Origin of the sequence: Sphingorhabdus sp., from assembly GCF_023910635.1 — a bacterium.
In the GTDB taxonomy this organism is placed as follows: domain Bacteria; phylum Pseudomonadota; class Alphaproteobacteria; order Sphingomonadales; family Sphingomonadaceae; genus Sphingorhabdus_B.
This window is the reverse complement of record NZ_JAAVVZ010000019.1, coordinates 19,400-37,042: the sequence shown is the minus strand read 5'-3', so window position 1 is coordinate 37,042 and position 17,643 is coordinate 19,400. Positions and strand designations below refer to the sequence as shown.

The window sequence follows — 17,643 nt, the reverse complement described above, 5'->3', positions numbered from 1 at the left end:
TAGGATGGCGCCGCCGCCACATCGGCGCCCCGGATTTTCCCGGAAGGCGCAATATGGCCTGTTCGTGACCTATGTGGTTGCAATTGCAGGGACGATAGTGGCTGCGCTGCTTCTGATGATTTCAGTGGTCGATCCGGCTGGATTTTCTGCGTTGCGAACCTTTGGTTCGGAAATTACCGCTCCGGTTGCGCGCGCGGTCAGTGTTGCACGGCAATCCACCCAAGCCCTGACGCGCAATTTTTCAGCCTATATCGACGCAGGATCGAAAAATGCAACGCTCGAAAAAGAACTGAAAGCGAACCGCAGCGCATTAATCGAGGCACGGGCCCTGCGTGTGGAAAATGCCCGGCTGCGCGGTTTGCTCAACATATCTGCTAACGATCCGCAGCAAGTGGCCGTTGGTCGCCTGATCAGTTCCACCGCATCAAGCACAAGGCGGGTCGCCACCTTATCCATTGGGCGTAACTTCGGGGTTGAACGCGCCCAACCTGTGCGTGGGCCGGCCGGACTTATCGGCCGCGTGATAGAAACAGGGCCAACGACCGCGCGCGTGCTGTTGGTAACAGACAGCGACAACTTGGTTCCGGTCATGCGGGCCAGCGATGGTCTTCCGGCATTTTCGGCGGGCCTTGGCAACGGACTCGTCCTTATCAAGCCGCTGAACCTTGGCGAAAGCCCTTTCAAGGTCGGCGACATCATTATCACCTCTGGCAATGGCGGGCTGTATAGCGCGAATATTCCGTTTGCGCGGGTGATCCGCAAAACCAGTGACGGTGCGCTTGGCCTGCCCTTTGCCGATCCAGCCAACACGCCATACGCCGTTGTGATGAAACCTTATATGGGTGCGGCGAGAGCCGAACAGCAAGCCATAGCCCCCGATGGCAAAACCAAAGAGGTCGCGGAGTGAAAATTCCGGTCAGCGCCATTCGATTGCCGACACGGCCAGGACGGGAATATGAAAGTCGTTTTGACCGGGAACAGTCGATGCTCAAAATGTTGGCGATTCCGATTGCCTCGGTAATTTTGGCGTCGATGGTCACCACCCTGCCCATTTTTAGCTCCGGACCGCTTTTGCCGCCATTCGGGCTATTGATGTTTTTAAGCTGGCGTCTGATGCGGCCCGGGTTATTGCCCGTGTGGTCTGGCGTTCCATTTGGATTGATGGATGATCTCTTCAGCGGCCAACCTTTTGGCAGCGCTGGCCTGCTCTGGTCCCTCGCGATGCTCATTGTCGAAATTATCGATTCTCGGGCCATATGGCGCGATTATCTGCAGGATTGGTTGATTGCCGCATTACTCATCACGGCCGTGCTGCTGGGCGGTTGGTGGATCGCAGGTCTCGCCCACGCCGCGCCTGACCCGATGATTTTATTCCCGCAGATCATCTTGTCCATATTGCTATATCCGCTCGTCGTGCGAATATGCGCGCGGCTCGACAGCTGGCGATTGGCAACATGAAAGTCGAAAAACAGGTAACATCAGGACAGCTTGACTTCGCCTTCACCCGCCGCGCCGCTTTTGTGGGCGGCGTGCAGGCCGCAATTGGCCTGACCGTTGCCGCGCGCATGTCCTATATCGCCGTTGCGGATAATGAAAAATACAAGCTGCTCGCCGAAAGTAACCGCGTCAACCTGACCATCATCCCGCCGCGCCGGGGCTGGTTCATTGACCGTTTTGGAAAGCCTATAGCAACCAACCGCGCCGACTTTCGCGTCGACATCATTCCCGACCGGCTGGCAAAAAAAGACGAGACAGTTCAGACTTTGGCCGAATTGCTGGCGCTTTCAACAGACGATGTCGACCGCATCCATCGCGAGTTGAAAAATGCACAAGGGTTTCAACCGGTGCAAGTCGCCGACGGCCTTGATTATGACAAGTTCGCAGCGGTCAGCGTGCGCTTACCAGACCTACCCGGCGTCAGCCCACGCCAAGGCTATTCGCGCTTCTACCCCAGCGGCGCAGCGGTCGGCCATCTGATCGGCTATGTCGGCACGGTGTCCGCTGAGGAATATCAGAAAAACAAAAAACCGCTGCTGATTACGCCGGGGTTTAAGGTTGGCAAGGACGGCCTCGAAAAAACGCTTGAAGACAGGCTACAGGGCGAACCTGGTGCCAAGCGGACCGAAGTCACCGCACGCGGCAAGATCGTGCGTGAACTGACCACACGGCCCGATACGCCGGGCAAGCCCGTCCAATTGACCATTGATATTGACCTGCACAATTACGCCGCACGACGGCTTGGCCTTGAATCAGGGTCCGTGGTCGTATTCGATTGCCTGACGGGTGACATCATTACCATGGCATCAATGCCCTGTTACGACCCCAACAGCTTTTCCGACGGCATCGGCCGCGTCGAATGGAAGATGCTGAATAGTGACGACCACATCCCCATGTTGAACAAGGCGCTTCAGGGGCTGTATCCGCCAGGTTCGACGTTGAAACCCGTTGCTGGGCTTGCCATGCTGCGCCACGGGATCGACCCTGAAGAAATAGTCATCTGCAATGGCGGATACCGGCTTGGCAATCGCGTCTTCAAATGCCTGGGGCGGCATGGCCCAGTCAACATGACCACCGCGATCATGAAAAGCTGCAACACCTATTTTTATTCCATGGGGCGGCGGATTGGCTATGACAATATCGCACCTGTCGCGCGCGAGCTTGGGCTGGGGCAGGAATTTCCATTGCCCTTTCCGTCGCAACGTTATGGCACTGTTCCCGACAGCGCATGGAAAATGCGCAAATATGACCAGAAATGGACCGAGTCCGACACGCTCAATGCCGTCATTGGTCAGGGTTATATTATCGCCAGCCCGTTCCAACTGGGTCTGATGGCGGCGCGCATAGCCTCTGGCTTGAACATACAGCCGGAAATTCTGTTGCAGAAACGCGCGGCGGCCAAGCCTTTGTCCTTTCCCAAGGCGCATCTCGATGTCGTGCGTGAAGGCATGAATTTGGTCGTCAACGGCGCAGGGACCGCCGTGCGCAGCAGGCTAATGCTCGACAATATCGCGATGGCGGGCAAAACCGGAACAGCGCAGGTCCGTCGCATATCAGGGTCGCAACGTGGACAGTCCGGCGCATGGAAATATCGTGATCATGGCCTGTTCGTGTGCTTTGCCCCGGTGGATCAGCCGCGTTACGGCGCAGCGGTCGTGATCGAACATGGCATGGGCGGCGCGCGCGCAGCGGCCCCGATTGCCAAGGATGTGCTGACCTTCATCTATGACCGTGCACAGGCGATGGCGTCGCTGGAGGCGTTGGAGGCTGGCTGGGGCGGCAATATCGAACAACGCATGGCGGCCAAATATGCCGTGTTCCAAAACCAGCCGGCACCACCTCCGCCATTGGACCCAACCGCATGAACGGCATCGTTCCAGCCCCCATTGCTGCGCTGCCGTGGCGTGTGATTTTCATCCTGATGGCGTTGGTGGGCTTTGGCGCGGCGGTGCTCTATTCCGCTGCGGGTGGGCATTTTGACCCATGGGCGGGCAAGCATGTCCTGCGCTTTGGCATCTTGCTTGGCATGGTCATCATCATGTCGCGGATGAAGCTGGAATTTTGGAAATCCATCACCTTCCCGCTCTATCTGCTTTTGCTTTTTCTGCTGATAGTGGTCGAACTTTTGGGGTTTGTAGGCGGCGGTAGCCAGCGCTGGATCAACTTGGGCATCATCACGCTGCAACCGTCGGAGCTGATGAAACCGGTGATGGTTCTTGCCGCCGCGTGGTTTTTCGACCGGCTTCCGCCGAACCGCATATTTGGCATTGAGGCCGTTTGGCCGCTGGGCGCATTATTGTTGCTGCCAAGTGTGCTGGTGATTATCCAGCCGGATTTTGACGCGGCCATTGCTTATGCCTTTGGCTTGGGCGTTGTGGGCTTTATGGCCGGTTTGCCGCTGATCTATTTTTGGGGCGCTGGTGCGGGCATCGCCGTTCTTGCGCCCTTGGTCTATTTCTTTGGCCTCAAACCCTATCAGCAAGACCGCGTGCTCATTTTCCTCAATCCCGAAAATGACCCTTTGGGCGCTGGCTATCACATCACCCAGTCAAAAATCGCCATTGGCTCGGGCGGCATATTTGGCAAAGGCTTTGGCAATGGCACGCAAAGCCATTTGGATTATCTCCCCGAAGGCCATACCGACTTCGTCTTTGCCACCATGGCCGAAGAATGGGGCATAGTCGGCGGCTTCTTCATCCTGTTTCTCTATTTCCTGCTCATGCGCTGGGGCTTAACCGTCGCGATGCAAAGCAAGACCCGCTATGGCCAATTGGTCGCCGCTGGCCTGACCTGCACGATTTTCTTTTACATCATGATCAACCTGTTGATGGTCGTGGGCCTTGCCCCTGTTGCCGGCATTCCTTTGCCCTTTGTCAGTCACGGCGGATCGTCCATGCTCACGATGATGCTGTGCGTCGGCATCATCATGTCCATCGAACGTCACCCTGGCGCAAAGCGCGGCCAATTCCAATAAATCGGGTAAGGCGCGCTTGACAAAGCCCGCCAAACCCATCAAAGGCGGCGCTCCAAACGGGACTGCGCATCTGGCCATCCCGAAATGGGGACGCTTAGCTCAGTTGGTAGAGCAGCTGACTCTTAATCAGCGGGTCGTGGGTTCGAACCCCTCAGCGTCTACCATATTTTTCAATATACACGGATATAGTGACGGCGTCGGGCGTGCCCGATGAACGCGGCTTCCGTGAGGCAGAACCCTTAGGTATATCGTTTGCCATAAAATTCCCCACTTCCAAAATATTTGTTAAAACCGATCAACGTCTTTCGTTGGCAGCGTTGAGGGTACTGTGGCAAGAACGCCCCTGATCCCGGCTTCCTTTGCCGCAACTAGCAATTCTCTGGACCAGAACCATTTTTGAAAAGCGTCGATATCGGCAAAATTATGTATGTCTTTGGTGGCCTCAGAATTGAACGCCGAGCCATTTGGAAAACTTACCCGCCTGAACCACTGATCCCCGAGCTTTCGGTCAGTAATATCTATATCACAACGGTCTGGATCGACGGCCTCAAACAACCGATTAGGCATAACCAGATTAAATGGCACCTCGCCATCCCTAGCTTTGATCATAACAGGCTTTATCTCCAATGATCCCGGATCTAGCCGCTCAATAACCGCCAGCAGCGCTGGTGAAACAAGATAGGCAGCGCCCTGCGAGTGGAAAAAATCTACAAGTTTTCCAAGCTTTTTGCTAAACCGGAAGTCTGGCTGCTCAACAAGTGTATCCAATCCGACACGGGGCGTACCCCGCGCTCCTATCCACAGGCCTTGCAAAGGCTCCGGAGGGTTCGTCCATGAGACAGCAGCGCCGTAATTCCAGTTAGTGCCTACCTCGACGAAACGATCTTCATCGGCGGAAGGGTGCTTCGCCTTGAACAAACGCGATTGCCCCTCGGGCACTTCGGCAAGCAGGTCAGTGATCGTGCGGGTCATATGCTTATTCCTTTTGCTGAACTACTCGGAGCTCCCGCGCCGAGTTTGGTTGTTCTGCATCTATAAATCATGTTCCACAATTACCTTACACTTCAAACGCAAACGCCTGCGCCGCCGGAATAGGGAATTACGAATTACCCTAACAGGTGCATCAGCCCCGAAATAGCTGCGCTTTATTTCGGCGTTTGGGGGAGGTAAGAACTGGTCATCACACGCCCTTTCGTCACCCTGAACCCCGTCCCTCGTCATCCTGAACCCTGCCCCTCGTCATCCTGAACCCCACCCTTTCGTCATCCTGAACCCCACCCCTCGTCATCCTGAACCCCACCCCTCGTCATCCTGAACTTGTTTCAGGATAACATGCGACCGTTGTTTGTTATCCTGAAACAAGTTCAGGATGACGAAAGGGGGTGTGATGACGAGGGGCGGAGATGCGTCTAAATTTTATGGGAGCCAAGAAAAAGAACGGTTCCGCTTCCGCGCATCGGGATTGATGACATCGCGCGCAATGCTCACCCTTTCGGGGGAGCTGGCAGGTCGATCGCCTGCACCTGGGTGCCGATGGCGAAGAGGCGCATGCCCTTGCCCAGCGGCAACGCCTGGAACTTGTTGGCGGCCGGTGCGATTGGGGCGCGTTCCCAAGTCTTGCCGCCGTCCTTCGTGGCAAATCCGCCCGCCGCGGTACCGACGAAGCCGACATCCTTGCTGACGAAGCCGATGCCGAACTGGCGCGCGGTCTTGTCCTGCGCCATCTCGATCTCGCGCCACGTCCTGCCCTTGTCGTCGCTGCGGATGACGAGCTGCGTGGTGCGTTCGGGATCGTAGGACTGCACCGTGGCGTAGCCAGTGTCGCCGCCCTCGGGGAAGCTCGCCTTCCAGATCAGCTCTAGCGTGCGGCCCGAGCGATAAACCTCGCTCCACGTCTTGCCGCCGTCGGTGGTGCGCAGCACCAGCCCCTCGGCCTGGGCGGGATCGGGATGGGTAGCGGCGAAGACGAGGCCTGTGTTCTCGTCGAAGAACTTCACGTCGAGGATCATCCCCGCGTGCGCGCTCATGTCGATCACCTGCCAGCTTTCGCCCCCGTCGGTGGAGCGCAGCATACCCGTCGGTCCTCCGACCCGGCCTGCGGCGTGGATCACCGTGCGCGGCTGCAGCTTGCCCTGATAGATGCGCTTCACGGTGAGGATATCGATTGCGCATACGCCCTTAATCGTCGCAGCTCCGGTATTGACCGCTGCCCACGTCCGGCCCCCGTCGCGGGTGCGGTAGAGCGGGGTTTCGTCGGTGACGCCGGGGTAATAGTCGGTGCCGACATTGCCGATGAAGCCGTTATCGCGGTCAACGAAGCCGACCGCGCGCACAAAGGTGCCCGGGCGGCTGGCGACCTTCTCCCAGCTCGCCCCGCCATTCTTCGTGACGAACAGGTCGCCCGCACCGGTGCCATACCAGCCATGGTCGGCATCGACGAAGTTGACGCTGTCACGCTTGCCGCGATAGGCTTCGGTGACAAAGGTGCGCCATTCGCCCGCAGTGCTGGCAGCAACAGGAGCGGGAGCGGGCTCCTCCGCAATAACCGGCGCGCCAATCATAAGAGCGGCGAGCGCCGCGGCGAACTGAGCCTTCATATCGTGTGACCTCCTGTTTTGCGGCGCTAGCAGCGGTCTATTTTCCTGCTTAACTCCAGCGCCTTATCCTCATTCGCACACGTGATGACATAAGTGCGGATTGCCGCGATCGCCGCTTTCGACAAAGAGCCATCGGTTATCGACAAACGGTTGATCAATTCTGACGAAAGCGGAAAATCAAGAGCCTTTGCGAATGGTCTTAGGCTCGTCGGTAGCAGGGTCGGTGTGAATGGCGGCGGTTCGAGATTTGAATTACGGTAACACGGAATCACCCTAAAAGGTGCATCGCCCCGAAATAGCTTCGCTTTGGGTTAAGCCTGCTTATCCGGATCGGCATGAAGCCAACCGGTGGCCATTGGCGTCAAGGAAATAGATCGACCGGAATATGCCGTGAAAGGTCGGGCCCAACACATCAATGCCTTGGGCCGCAAACATTTAATCAGACGTTGCCGAGCGTATCAGCGCACATGCCTCTTGTTCGGAAACAACCTCCGCATATTTTGCTTGTAGGTCGAACAAATTAGCTTCGTGGGGTGCAGGATGTCGGTCACCACAGGCTTCGCGCACGACGAAGGGTGCAAAGCCCGACTGCAATGCGTCCAGCGCCGTTGCACGCACGCATCCGGAGGTCGACAGCCCTGTTATGAGCAATGTGTCTATACCTTCACCCGAAAGGGTCTCAGCAAGCGACGTACCAAAAAATGCTGATGCGAACTGTTTTGATATGACGCGCTCACCATCGACTGGTGCAAGCGACGGGGGAAACGCGCCCAATGCCGACCCCTCCACAAACACCCGAAGCGACGGAATTTTCTTGAAGAATAAGCCCCCGTCTGCACCATCTGCCTGATACACGACATTCGTAAAGAAGACCGGGATCGCGGCAGCTCGCGCAGCGGCTAACAGGCGTTCGTTGCTGGCCAACGCATCCTCGACCTGCGCGTATAAGGGAGATGCCGGGTCCAGATACGCCATAACAAAATCGACGATCAGAAGTGCCGGGCGTTTACCAAAAGAAAGACGGCCGTCGAACGCGCCAACATAGTTCGCTGCTAGATCGTCGTTCTTCTGTGTCATCAAATTGCGCCAGCCGCCAGTAGCCTGTCCAACTCTGCGGTTTCCATACCAAGCAAGCCACCATATATTTCGGCATTATGTTGGCCGACCATGGATGGTGCGGGTGAACGAACGCCGCTGGGTGTGGCCGACATCTTCGGAAACGTACCTTGCATTTTCAGCTTTCCGTACCGCTCTGTTTCGACCTCGATAATGGCTTCGCGCGCTTGAAAATGCGGATCCGCCAACATTTCTGGTGCGCGGTATACCCGGCCTGCGGGAATGGAATGTGCAATCATCAACGCATCGACTTCATCGACGGTCAATGTCGCGGTCCAGGCATTGATGCGTTCATCAAGCTCAAGCTGGTTGTGACCGCGTGCAAGATGCGTCGCGTACCGCGGATTCGTCCCAAGGTCAGGCATGCCCATAGCTTCTGCCAATCTTTGCCACAGCGAGTCTTTGTTCGCGCCGATCATATATTCGCCGTCTTTGCAGATATAGACATTGGAGGGCGCAATGCCCCGAAGGATAGAACCCGATCGTTCGCGAATGAAGCCGCTATGGTCATATTCGGGAACCAGCCCTTCCATGACCTGCAACACGCTTTCATACAGAGCCGCGTCGATAACCTGCCCCTGACCCGTGAGGCTGCGATGGTGCAATGCCGCAAGTACGCCCATGCAACCATAAGTGGCGGTCAAGGTGTCGCCGATGGAAATGCCCATGCGGCTTGGCGAACGATCAGGCTCACCAACTATATAGCGCCAGCCGCCCATAGCCTCTCCAATGCCGCCAAAGCCTGCACGGTCCGAATAGGGCCCGGTCTGGCCATAGCCCGACATGCGCGCGATGATGAGGCCGGGATGCTCCGCCAACAGCGCGTCTGGCGCAAAACCCCATTTTTCCATCGTGCCGGGTTTGAAATTCTCGATCAGAATGTCCGCTTTGCCGATCAATTTGCGAACAAGCGCCTGACCCTCTGGAATCCGCAAATTGGCCGAAACAGATTTTTTGTTACGTGCAACAACTTCCCACTGCACCTTTTCTGCGCCTTGGCCCCAAACACGCATGGGGTCCCCCGCACCCGGTGGTTCCACCTTGATGACTTCAGCGCCCATATCGCCAAGCAGCTGTCCGCAAAACGGTCCCGCGAGCAGCTGGCCGAGTTCAACAACACGCAACCCCTTTAATGCGCTCACTCGGCAGCCTCCAATGTTGTCCAAACCGGTTGGACTGGCGCGCTAAGGCCCGTTTCCGCTTCGCAATTGGCACGTAATTGTTCAATACCGGGGCCATAATTGAACAGCGAAAGCGCCGCGCGTTCCTGCCGTAACTTGGCCCGCAGCGCGTCAGTGGCCTCAACGTCTATTTCGCCAACTGCATTTGCGATTACGCCATAGGATTTTGCGCCGCCTACGGTGACGAGCCCTTGGAGAATCTCTTTGCCAACCAGGGCAGGATCGCGGTCAAGCGCATCGCCCCAGCCACCGCCGCCCCATGTGATGAAGTGCAATTGATCGCCTTCTTCGACATGAACGTCTTCAACCTTGTTGCCGATGATCTGCGAACTGCCGTCGGCCTTTTCGAGAATTTTCCGGGCACGTTTGCCCGGCTCTCCGCCATTGACGCCCCACGGCGGCACGAACCAGCGATCATCATGGATCGAAATCGTGCCGCTGGCGAGGAAACGATAGGTCATGTGAATGCCGTTTCCGCCCCGATGCAGGCCAGCGCCGCCACTGTCGGGTTCGGTTTCATAACGTTCGATCAGCAACGGGAAATACCGTTCCAGAAACTCATTGGGAACATTGGTAAAGCCTGGCCACAGCGAGTGACCATCTGGCCCATCGCCCATGGGCCGACCTGGAATACCGCCAAAGCCGATCTGGAAGAGCTGGAACCAATCGCCCTTTTTGTCATTGCCCGAGTAGAACATATGTGGGCTCGAGGAAAATCCGGCCGCATTTAAGAATTCCGGTGTTTTTTGTCCCAAGAGACCACCTAAAATATCGAAAATGCGGCCCAGCGCGTGCGTGCGACCCGAAAGCGCTGCTGGAAATTTGGGCTTCAGTAGTGATCCATCCGGAATGCGGACATCGATCAGATCATAAAAGCCATCGTTGAACAGAATCTGCGGATCGAAGACCATGATCATGTAAATGCCGAAGAACATTTTGAACATGTTTTCATTCAGGAAAAAGTTGATCGATGCCTGACTTTGCGGGTCAGTACCGGCAAAATCGAGCACAACCTTTTCGCCTTCGCGCCACATCGTGCACTTAATTTTATACGGGCCAGCGCCCATGCCGTCGTCACAGATATAGTCTTCGAAACTGACTGGATCTTCGCCAATCGCCATGGCGATGAGCGATTTCATCGCACGGTGATTGCGCGCGAGCAGCTCTTGCGTGGCAGAAATGTAGACATCGTCACCAAAGCGCCCGGCCATTTCAATGACTCGGCGTGCAGCCACCCGGCAGGAGGCAATAAGCGCATTGAGATCCGCCTGACACCAATCCGGTTTGCGGGTCTGATGCATGACCAGCTTCATCAGGTCATCATTATACGCGCCCTTTTTCCATATTTTTACGGGCGGAATGCGCACGCCCTCTTCAAAAATCGAACGGGCATTGATCGGCATCGAACCAACAACCTTGCCGCCAATATCGGATTGATGGCCGAACATGGATGTATAGGCAATCAATCTGCCGTCTTTGAAAACGGGTAAAAGCACCAACCAATCGTTTGAGTGGCTGACAGCACCGTCGCAGGAATAAGGGTCAGATAGAAGGATCATGTCGCCGTCTTCCAGCGTACCGTCCCAGTTATCCAAAAAGCCACCTATGAAACTGCCGAACTGGCCGACAATCATTTTGCCGGTGTGGTCCGCAATCAAAGGGAATGCATCTCCCTGTTCCCGAATACCGGGCGACATTGCCGTACGCACCAGCGTCGCATCCATCTCAATGCGGGCATTTCGCAGCGCGTTTTCGATGATGTCTAGCGTAACCGGATCGATAGCGATCTTGTTGAAGGGGGTGTTGTTCGTTTGTATGATTTGGGCGGGCATGTCGTTCGCCTCCTCAAGCCAGATTGATCAGGATATTGCCGACCTTGTCGACGATTGCGACGCAGCCAGTTTCGATAAGTGTCGTCGAATCCATTTCGACCACAATGGCCGGACCCGGAATGATATCCCCCTGACGCAACTTGGATCGATCATAGATGACCGCAGCTTGTTCCTCGCCATCCATCCACAAAACATGGTCGCGCATTTTGGCGGCTGCGGGATTTCCATCGCCCTTGGGCAGTTCGGCAGCTGGCAAATCGAGCGGCTGTCCCAAGGCAACGGCGCGCAAGTTCACGATTTCGTGCGGCGTATCCATGTTGAAGGTGAACAACCGCAGATGCTCTTCGTCGAAACGCGCCAGAATTCCAGCAACGCCATCACGTTCCAAAACGTCGGGTGTGATCGTCAACGGCACTTCAAACGCTTGCCCCGCATAGCGAACGTCGATTTCGAATTCGCTGCTGATGTCGGCGTCATTGATGCCGTCGGATTGCAATTGCGCGCGGGTCTGCTCTGCCATCTCTTTCAAAATAGCAATCAGTTCGGCCGCATCAGTTGTTGAAGCTAACCGTGAAAAGCTGCGCGCTGTTTCGGTGCGCATCCGCGTCGTGGCATCGCCCAATGCGCACAAGACGCCTGGCGAAACAGGTGACACGGCAGGCCAACTGCCCATCAGCCTTGCAACCGCGTTCACGTGCAACGGTCCAGCGCCGCCAAAGCCCATCAGGGCGAAATGCCGTGGGTCATAACCCTGCTGAACCGAAATCATGCGCAGCGCGCCGAACATATTTTCGTTCACAATATCAATGATGCCGCGCGCAGCCGCCATCAGGTCAATGCCAAGTGCGTCGGCGATGGTCTGCACCGCTTTTTTGGCCCCCTCGCGGTCAAGCTGGAAAGTTCCGCCCAACAGGTTTTCAGGAAGATAACCCAATACGACGTTAGCGTCGGTGACAGTAGGCGCTTCACCGCCCTTGCCATAGGCGACTGGCCCAGGAACCGCGCCCGCCGACTGCGGACCGACGCGCAGGGCCTTCGTCAGTTCGGGCACATAGGCGATTGACCCGCCGCCTGCGCCAACGGTTTTGACATCAAGCGAAGATGCACGCACCGCCAAATGGCCGACCTCGGTCGTGCGTACGCGCCGAGGTTCAAGATTTTCGATAAGCGCAACGTCAGTCGACGTGCCGCCAACATCAAGCGTCAGGATATTCTTGATACCTGCATTCTTGCCGACCCAAAGCGCACCGGTGACGCCGCCAGCCGGCCCCGACATCAATATATCGACAGGATGTTCCTGCGCTTTTTGCGCTGACATTAATCCACCATCGGACCGCAACAATGACAGTTTGCCAGTAAAGCCAGCGTCAGCCAGCTTGCTCCGCAAATTTGAGATGTACTTGCCGACCACTGGGCGCACGGCGGCGTTCGCAACGGTCGTCAGTGTCCGCTCATATTCCTGCATTTCCGGCAAAACTTCATGGCTGAGCGACACCGGGACATTTGGCATCAGCTCACGCGCCAATTCGCCCACGCGGGCCTCATGCGCGCCATTTGTATATGCGTTCATGAAGCTGACGGTGATTGCCTCGACGCCTTGCGCCTTAAGATAGGACAAAGCGGTTCTGGCGGAAGCTTCATCTAAGGGACGCACTTCACCGCCTTGCGCATTCATCCGGCCACCGACGGTCACGGTATCTTCCAAAGCAGCTAACGGTGTTGGCTTTGGCCAGATAATCCATGCGGCAAGTCCACCGGGCACGTACGAGCGCGCGATCTGCATGATGTCGCGATATCCCTCGGTCACGATAAGGCCGACGCGTGCGCCCTTGCCTTCAAGCACGGCGTTGGTCGCGACAGTTGTGCCGTGCAGGAAATATTCGATTCCTGCCGCATCGACGCCCGCGTTGGCACAGATGGCATTCACGCCGGTCAGGATACCCTCGCTACTATCATGCGGCGTGGAGGGGGTCTTGTGCCTCCAAAACGCGCCTGTGTCAGCATTGAACAGCAACAGGTCAGTAAAAGTCCCGCCGACATCTACGCCCAAACGATACCCCATTAAATTCTCCTCACGCTACTTTTGGAAATGATGGCGATTGCGCCACCATGCCGGGTAGTTTTCTACCCATGATGCCTGATAACCAATGGCTAACCTCAATAAGGCTATCCAAATTCATTCCCGTGGACACGCCTGCACGTTCCAGCATGTAGACCACGTCCTCGCTTGGCACATTGCCCGCGGCACCCGGTGCGAACGGGCATCCACCAAGCCCGCCTACCGAAGCATCGATAACGCTAGCCCCTGCAACAACTGCGGCCCAAACATTGGCCAAGCCAGTGTTGCGGGTGTTGTGGAAATGCACCCGAACGGGCAGCGGATTTACTGCTTTCTTTATCTGCTCGACCAGCCGTGCCACTTGAGCCGGATTTCCAACTCCAATGGTGTCGGCAAGCGCAATTTCGACAGGACCAGCCTCGGCAATGGCCACGGCCATATCGACGATGCGCTGGTCAGATACCTCACCTTCAAACGGGCATCCGAAAGATGCCGCTATGGTGCATTGCGCGGTGCGTCCTTCGGCATGCGCGAGCGCAATAATGGCCTTCGCCGCTTCGACCGATTCGTTGCTGTTTTGTCCTTGATTGGCCATTGCGAACCTGTCCGTCGCGACTGCGACAGCGCCAAGTTGATCTATCTTTCCTGTCGCGATGGCGCGTTCTGCACCGCGCAGGTTCATGACCAAGCCAATATAAGTGACATCGCTGCGATCCGGCAGGCCTGCGCACACATCCTCCGCGTCCGCCATTTGCGGGACACGCTTAGGGTTCACAAAGCTGGTAACCTCAATTCGGCGCGCGCCAGCCCCGATCGCGCGATTGATCAAAGCGATTTTGTTGTCAGTCGACACCAGTACAGCCTCATTTTGCAGGCCGTCACGTGGTCCAACTTCGACAAATTCAATATGCTTGGGGATGTTCATCGCGCAGGGTGATGCCATAATTGTATACAAAATCAAACAGGATTATGCGGCCAAATTCGACTTTCCAATTTCAGTATAGGAAGAATGCGCTTCCGCATAAGCATGAAACGCGCGCCGGATATGCGCCGTCATAACCGCCGCCGCCCAGTCCCCGTCGCGATTTTCAAATGCAATCAACAATTCTTCATGTTCGTGGTGCGAGCGGCGCAGATTTTCGAGGTCATATTGTCGCGCAGTGCGTAACACCACTGGCTGTTCAGTCACTTGTGACAGCATGCTCGTAAGCCGTTCAGATGCTGCTGCCTTCAATAATATCGCATGAAATTGCCGATTATGATCAATGAAGCGCGGTACATCGGGGTGAATGGCGTCAACAGCTTGCTTCAGTTGCGCATTTTGGAACCGCATACGCGCCAACTGGTCACGTGTGATCCTAGTCGCTGCGCGTTTGGCGGCATGTGATTCAAGCATTGCGCGCAAATGAAACGCATCTTCTAAATCGTCCAGCGACCAAGCCGCAACAAAGCTACGCTTCGAATCGTTTCGGCGTATAAACATTTCAGCCTCAAGCCGCCGAAGCGAATCTCGCACCGGAGTGCGCGATACGCCGCATAATTCTGCCAGTGCCTCTTCGCGAATTTGCGATCCAGGTTGCAACTCACCCGATAAGATCATGCTGCGAATGAGATTATATGCACGATCCGATGCCCGCGACATGGTTTTAACGCTCCTCTTGACGAATGGCATTTGTATACAATAAGCTGCACGCAAAGCAATATTGGGGTTAAAAGGGGTAAGTTACATGCGTATCGGGAAAAGTGCACTCCTCTCATCAATAGCAATCAGCGTGTTAGTGCCGACAACGGCATTCGCGCAGGCGGCTGAAGAGGGCGTAGAAGCTGAAGAAATTATTGTAACGGCACGCCGCCAAAATGAACGGCTGGTTGATGTCCCTGCTTCGGTCTCCGTTATAGACGCCGACGCACTTGCGAAAACCGGTGCAGATAATGCGCAAGGCTTTGCCCAGCTTACGCCAGGTGTGACTATTGTGACGGGTACCGCCGAAGCCGGTGACACCCAAATCAACATTCGCGGCATCAACGGTGCGCGCGACGCGGAAAGCTCCGTTGCGCTCGTGGTTGACGGTATTTTGAAAACCAACACCGCGCAGTTGAACCAGACACAAGGCACGCTGCGTCAAATTGAAATCCTAAAAGGACCACAAGGCGCAATTTATGGCCGAAACGCGGCTGCCGGTGCGATTGTTGTTTCTACGGTAAAGCCAGGCGACACGCTCGAAGGCGCAGTAAAATTCAGCTACGCCAACGAAAAGACAATGGAGGGTTCGGCCTATGTGTCATCGCCGTTGGGCGATAATGCCGGTTTCGTGCTCTCGGGCAACTACCGCAAAACAGACGGATTTTATCGCAACCTGTATCTTGACCGGAAAGTGGTCGATGATCAGGAAGTATATTCGATTGACGGCCGTTTCATGGCGCAATTGGGCGATGCAACTGAACTCGACGTGAAAGCACGTTATTCAAAGCTGTCTGGCGCATCGATCAACTTTAACTCGGTGTTTCATATCGAAGCATTTGGTGGGGCATTCTTCGAAGATGTTGATGCGCATGAGCTGCGATATTACAGCAATATCCGGCCAACGAATGATCAGCGGACAATTGATTTTTCCGCCAAGGTTGAACATGACTTCGGCGCGACACGGCTGACCGCATGGGCGCTATACTCGGACGTTGACCAAAACCTTACCGCCGATGGCACTTCGGCCGACTTCGCGCGCTATATTGCACCTGCCTTGGGTGCGTCTTCCAATGCGACAAATCTGGCCGTTCAGAGCAAATGTTTTGCCACGACTGCGTCGCTGACCGGATTTCCGTTGAATCCGCCAGGCTTCATCGGGCAAATTCCAGTGCCGTTCATTTTTGCACCCGCAACAGGTTCGACGTTTGGTGCCTATAGCCCGACAACCTGCGATGGTACGCAGCTTCAGATCCGTAATCAAAAAGACATCAGCGGAGAAATCCGCTTGGCGTCGAATGACGGTGGGCCGTTGGATTGGCAATTTGGCGTCTACGGCCTGCACATCGACCGAACGGTTGGCGTGAGCCTTGGCGCTGATTTGGGTCAAGGCGTTAGCTCGGCATTGTATAATGCCCCCGGTAGCAGCAACCCGACATCGCAATTGTTCAACGACACGTTCAAAACTGACGTCTATGCTGCATTTGGTTCGCTCGACTATAAAATGTCGGATCAATTCAAAGCTGGCTTCGCATTTCGTTATGACGTAGAGGATCGGACAACGTCCAACCTCGTGCCAAATGTGTTTGATCCCATTACCGGTGCGAAGATCAATCCCGGCCTTCCTGCAACAGGCGGAATTGCCGATAAATCAGCTAGCTTCAAGCAAGTGCAGCCAAAGGTAACGCTTAGCTACACGCCCAATAGCTCGACAAATATCTACGCGAACTGGGGCATCGGATTTAAGTCGGGCGGCTTCAACAACACGGGTTCGTCGGCTCTCGTCAACGCGAACTTTAACATTCCTGCGATTGGTGCAGGTGTGACGATCAATGACCAGTTCCGCAAAGAACGGTCGAGCTCTTTTGAAGCGGGCATCAAGGGATCGTTGTTCGACAACCGCGTCACGTTTGATATTGCTGGTTATTACACCCGCGTCACAGACATGCAGTTCTTCGAATTCTTCGTCGGCTCCTTTGGCTTGCTGCGCGTTGTTTCCAACATCGACAAGGTCGATGTTAAAGGAGTCGAGTTGAACACGTCTGCAAAAATTGTGGATGGCTGGAAGGTTTTTGGTTCGGTCAACCTGACCGACAGCGAAATCAAGGCAAATGCCTCGCGGCCTTATACCGTGGGGAACAAATCGCCTTATACCGCTGATTACACGATCAACTTGGGCAGTCAGATTGACGCACCGCTTAATGACAATATGGATCTTGTTGTGCGTGCCGATTACCGGATTACCGGCGCGACGTGGTTCCACACTGTGCAGGACCAAACACGGTCGACGATTTTCAGCCAGCTACTGCCGATTTCGGCGCTCGCCCTCCCCGGCTCTGTCGGGAACGCCAATTACAGCGTCGCCAAGCGTGATCCATTCGGTGTGCTCAACTTGCGCGTCGGCATTGAAGGCGACAACTGGAATTTGACAGCTTTCGCCGACAACTTGCTTGACCGCAAATACATCAACGAAGCGATTCCCGCCATTGAGTTTGGCGGTTCCTTCATCTCACCGGGCGCGCGGCGCTTGATGGGTGTTGAAGTGGGCTACAAATTTTAGGGTCTTTTAGGCCGTGAACTTATACATATCACCTTCGCGGCGTCAAAATGGCAAAGATATCGCAAGCAAACTATCCGCCGCAGGCAGTCATTCTGCCTGCAAGGGCATTTTGCTCTGAGATCAAAGCCATTTTGGTGCCGCGGCGG

General features: G+C 55.7%; 13 protein-coding genes, 1 tRNA gene and 1 pseudogene. 6 read left to right on the top strand and 9 right to left on the bottom strand.

What is annotated here, in order from left to right; translation table 11 throughout:
• The first annotated feature begins 4 nt into the window (after window positions 1-4).
• The 5 genes from mreC (at window position 5) to HEQ34_RS10990 (ending at window position 4,635) form a co-directional block, all read left to right on the top strand.
• Window positions 5-907 (top strand): rod shape-determining protein MreC, encoded by a 903-nt coding sequence (gene mreC / locus HEQ34_RS11010; protein WP_296200352.1) that lies wholly within the window; start codon window positions 5-7, stop codon window positions 905-907.
• Complete coding sequence (gene mreD / locus HEQ34_RS11005) at window positions 904-1,458, top strand: rod shape-determining protein MreD (RefSeq protein ID WP_296200351.1); 555 nt, start codon at window positions 904-906, stop codon at window positions 1,456-1,458. The genes mreC and mreD overlap by 4 nt, the downstream gene beginning before the upstream one ends.
• Window positions 1,455-3,362 carry a penicillin-binding protein 2 gene (gene mrdA / locus HEQ34_RS11000; protein ID WP_296200349.1) on the top strand — a complete coding sequence of 636 codons (1,908 nt, stop codon included), beginning with the start codon at window positions 1,455-1,457 and terminating at the stop codon, window positions 3,360-3,362. Before mreD ends, mrdA begins: the two co-directional genes overlap by 4 nt.
• Window positions 3,359-4,471: a rod shape-determining protein RodA gene (rodA, locus tag HEQ34_RS10995; protein ID WP_296200347.1), complete on the top strand. Its 1,113-nt coding sequence runs from the start codon at window positions 3,359-3,361 to the stop codon at window positions 4,469-4,471. Before mrdA ends, rodA begins: the two co-directional genes overlap by 4 nt.
• 88 nt (window positions 4,472-4,559) lie before the next feature.
• Window positions 4,560-4,635: transfer RNA gene (locus HEQ34_RS10990), tRNA-Lys, on the top strand.
• Window positions 4,636-4,756: 121 nt separating this feature from the next.
• Here HEQ34_RS10990 and HEQ34_RS10985 read toward each other — a convergent pair.
• The 9 genes and pseudogenes from HEQ34_RS10985 to HEQ34_RS10945 form a co-directional block, all read right to left on the bottom strand.
• Window positions 4,757-5,443, bottom strand: a complete 687-nt coding sequence (locus HEQ34_RS10985) for a DUF1629 domain-containing protein (protein WP_296200345.1) — start codon at window positions 5,441-5,443, stop codon at window positions 4,757-4,759.
• Between the two features lie 512 nt (window positions 5,444-5,955).
• Window positions 5,956-7,068 (bottom strand): hypothetical protein, encoded by a 1,113-nt coding sequence (locus HEQ34_RS10980; RefSeq protein ID WP_296200343.1) that lies wholly within the window; start codon window positions 7,066-7,068, stop codon window positions 5,956-5,958.
• A gap of 342 nt (window positions 7,069-7,410) precedes the next feature.
• Window positions 7,411-7,494: pseudogene (locus HEQ34_RS10975) on the bottom strand (VOC family protein); the annotation flags it as partial.
• Between the two features lie 9 nt (window positions 7,495-7,503).
• The gene (locus tag HEQ34_RS10970; RefSeq protein WP_296200342.1) at window positions 7,504-8,145 is read right to left on the bottom strand and encodes an isochorismatase family protein; all 642 of its coding nucleotides are present in this window, start codon (window positions 8,143-8,145) and stop codon (window positions 7,504-7,506) included.
• A complete protein-coding gene (locus tag HEQ34_RS10965) occupies window positions 8,145-9,326 on the bottom strand; it encodes a CoA transferase (RefSeq protein WP_296200340.1) in 1,182 nt (393 codons plus the stop codon). The genes HEQ34_RS10970 and HEQ34_RS10965 overlap by 1 nt, the downstream gene beginning before the upstream one ends.
• Window positions 9,323-11,197, bottom strand: a complete 1,875-nt coding sequence (locus tag HEQ34_RS10960; protein WP_296200338.1) for a hydantoinase B/oxoprolinase family protein — start codon at window positions 11,195-11,197, stop codon at window positions 9,323-9,325. Before HEQ34_RS10960 ends, HEQ34_RS10965 begins: the two co-directional genes overlap by 4 nt.
• Window positions 11,198-11,210: 13 nt before the next feature.
• Window positions 11,211-13,259 (bottom strand): hydantoinase/oxoprolinase family protein, encoded by a 2,049-nt coding sequence (locus tag HEQ34_RS10955; RefSeq protein ID WP_296200336.1) that lies wholly within the window; start codon window positions 13,257-13,259, stop codon window positions 11,211-11,213.
• A 10-nt stretch (window positions 13,260-13,269) separates the two neighbouring features.
• Window positions 13,270-14,199 carry a hydroxymethylglutaryl-CoA lyase gene (locus tag HEQ34_RS10950; RefSeq protein WP_296200334.1) on the bottom strand — a complete coding sequence of 310 codons (930 nt, stop codon included), beginning with the start codon at window positions 14,197-14,199 and terminating at the stop codon, window positions 13,270-13,272.
• Window positions 14,200-14,223: 24 nt separating this feature from the next.
• Window positions 14,224-14,898, bottom strand: a complete 675-nt coding sequence (locus HEQ34_RS10945) for a GntR family transcriptional regulator (protein WP_296200332.1) — start codon at window positions 14,896-14,898, stop codon at window positions 14,224-14,226.
• Between the two features lie 85 nt (window positions 14,899-14,983).
• Here HEQ34_RS10945 and HEQ34_RS10940 point away from each other — a divergent pair, with 85 nt between their 5' ends.
• Window positions 14,984-17,497: a TonB-dependent receptor gene (locus HEQ34_RS10940; RefSeq protein WP_296200330.1), complete on the top strand. Its 2,514-nt coding sequence runs from the start codon at window positions 14,984-14,986 to the stop codon at window positions 17,495-17,497.
• Window positions 17,498-17,643 lie beyond the last annotated feature (146 nt).

Excerpts from the sequence above, each read along its gene's own strand:
- HEQ34_RS10955 (WP_296200336.1), bottom strand. The coding sequence starts at position 13,259 with ATGGGGTATCGTTTGGGCGTAGATGTCGGCGGGACTTTTACTGACCTG.
- HEQ34_RS10950 (WP_296200334.1), bottom strand. The coding sequence starts at position 14,199 with ATGGCATCACCCTGCGCGATGAACATCCCCAAGCATATTGAATTTGTC.
- HEQ34_RS10945 (WP_296200332.1), bottom strand. The coding sequence starts at position 14,898 with ATGTCGCGGGCATCGGATCGTGCATATAATCTCATTCGCAGCATGATC.
- HEQ34_RS10940 (WP_296200330.1), top strand. The coding sequence starts at position 14,984 with ATGCGTATCGGGAAAAGTGCACTCCTCTCATCAATAGCAATCAGCGTG.
- HEQ34_RS10980 (WP_296200343.1), bottom strand. The coding sequence starts at position 7,068 with ATGAAGGCTCAGTTCGCCGCGGCGCTCGCCGCTCTTATGATTGGCGCG.
- HEQ34_RS10960 (WP_296200338.1), bottom strand. The coding sequence starts at position 11,197 with ATGCCCGCCCAAATCATACAAACGAACAACACCCCCTTCAACAAGATC.
- HEQ34_RS10985 (WP_296200345.1), bottom strand. The coding sequence starts at position 5,443 with ATGACCCGCACGATCACTGACCTGCTTGCCGAAGTGCCCGAGGGGCAA.
- mreC (WP_296200352.1), top strand. The coding sequence starts at position 5 with ATGGCGCCGCCGCCACATCGGCGCCCCGGATTTTCCCGGAAGGCGCAA.
- rodA (WP_296200347.1), top strand. The coding sequence starts at position 3,359 with ATGAACGGCATCGTTCCAGCCCCCATTGCTGCGCTGCCGTGGCGTGTG.
- mrdA (WP_296200349.1), top strand. The coding sequence starts at position 1,455 with ATGAAAGTCGAAAAACAGGTAACATCAGGACAGCTTGACTTCGCCTTC.
- HEQ34_RS10970 (WP_296200342.1), bottom strand. The coding sequence starts at position 8,145 with ATGACACAGAAGAACGACGATCTAGCAGCGAACTATGTTGGCGCGTTC.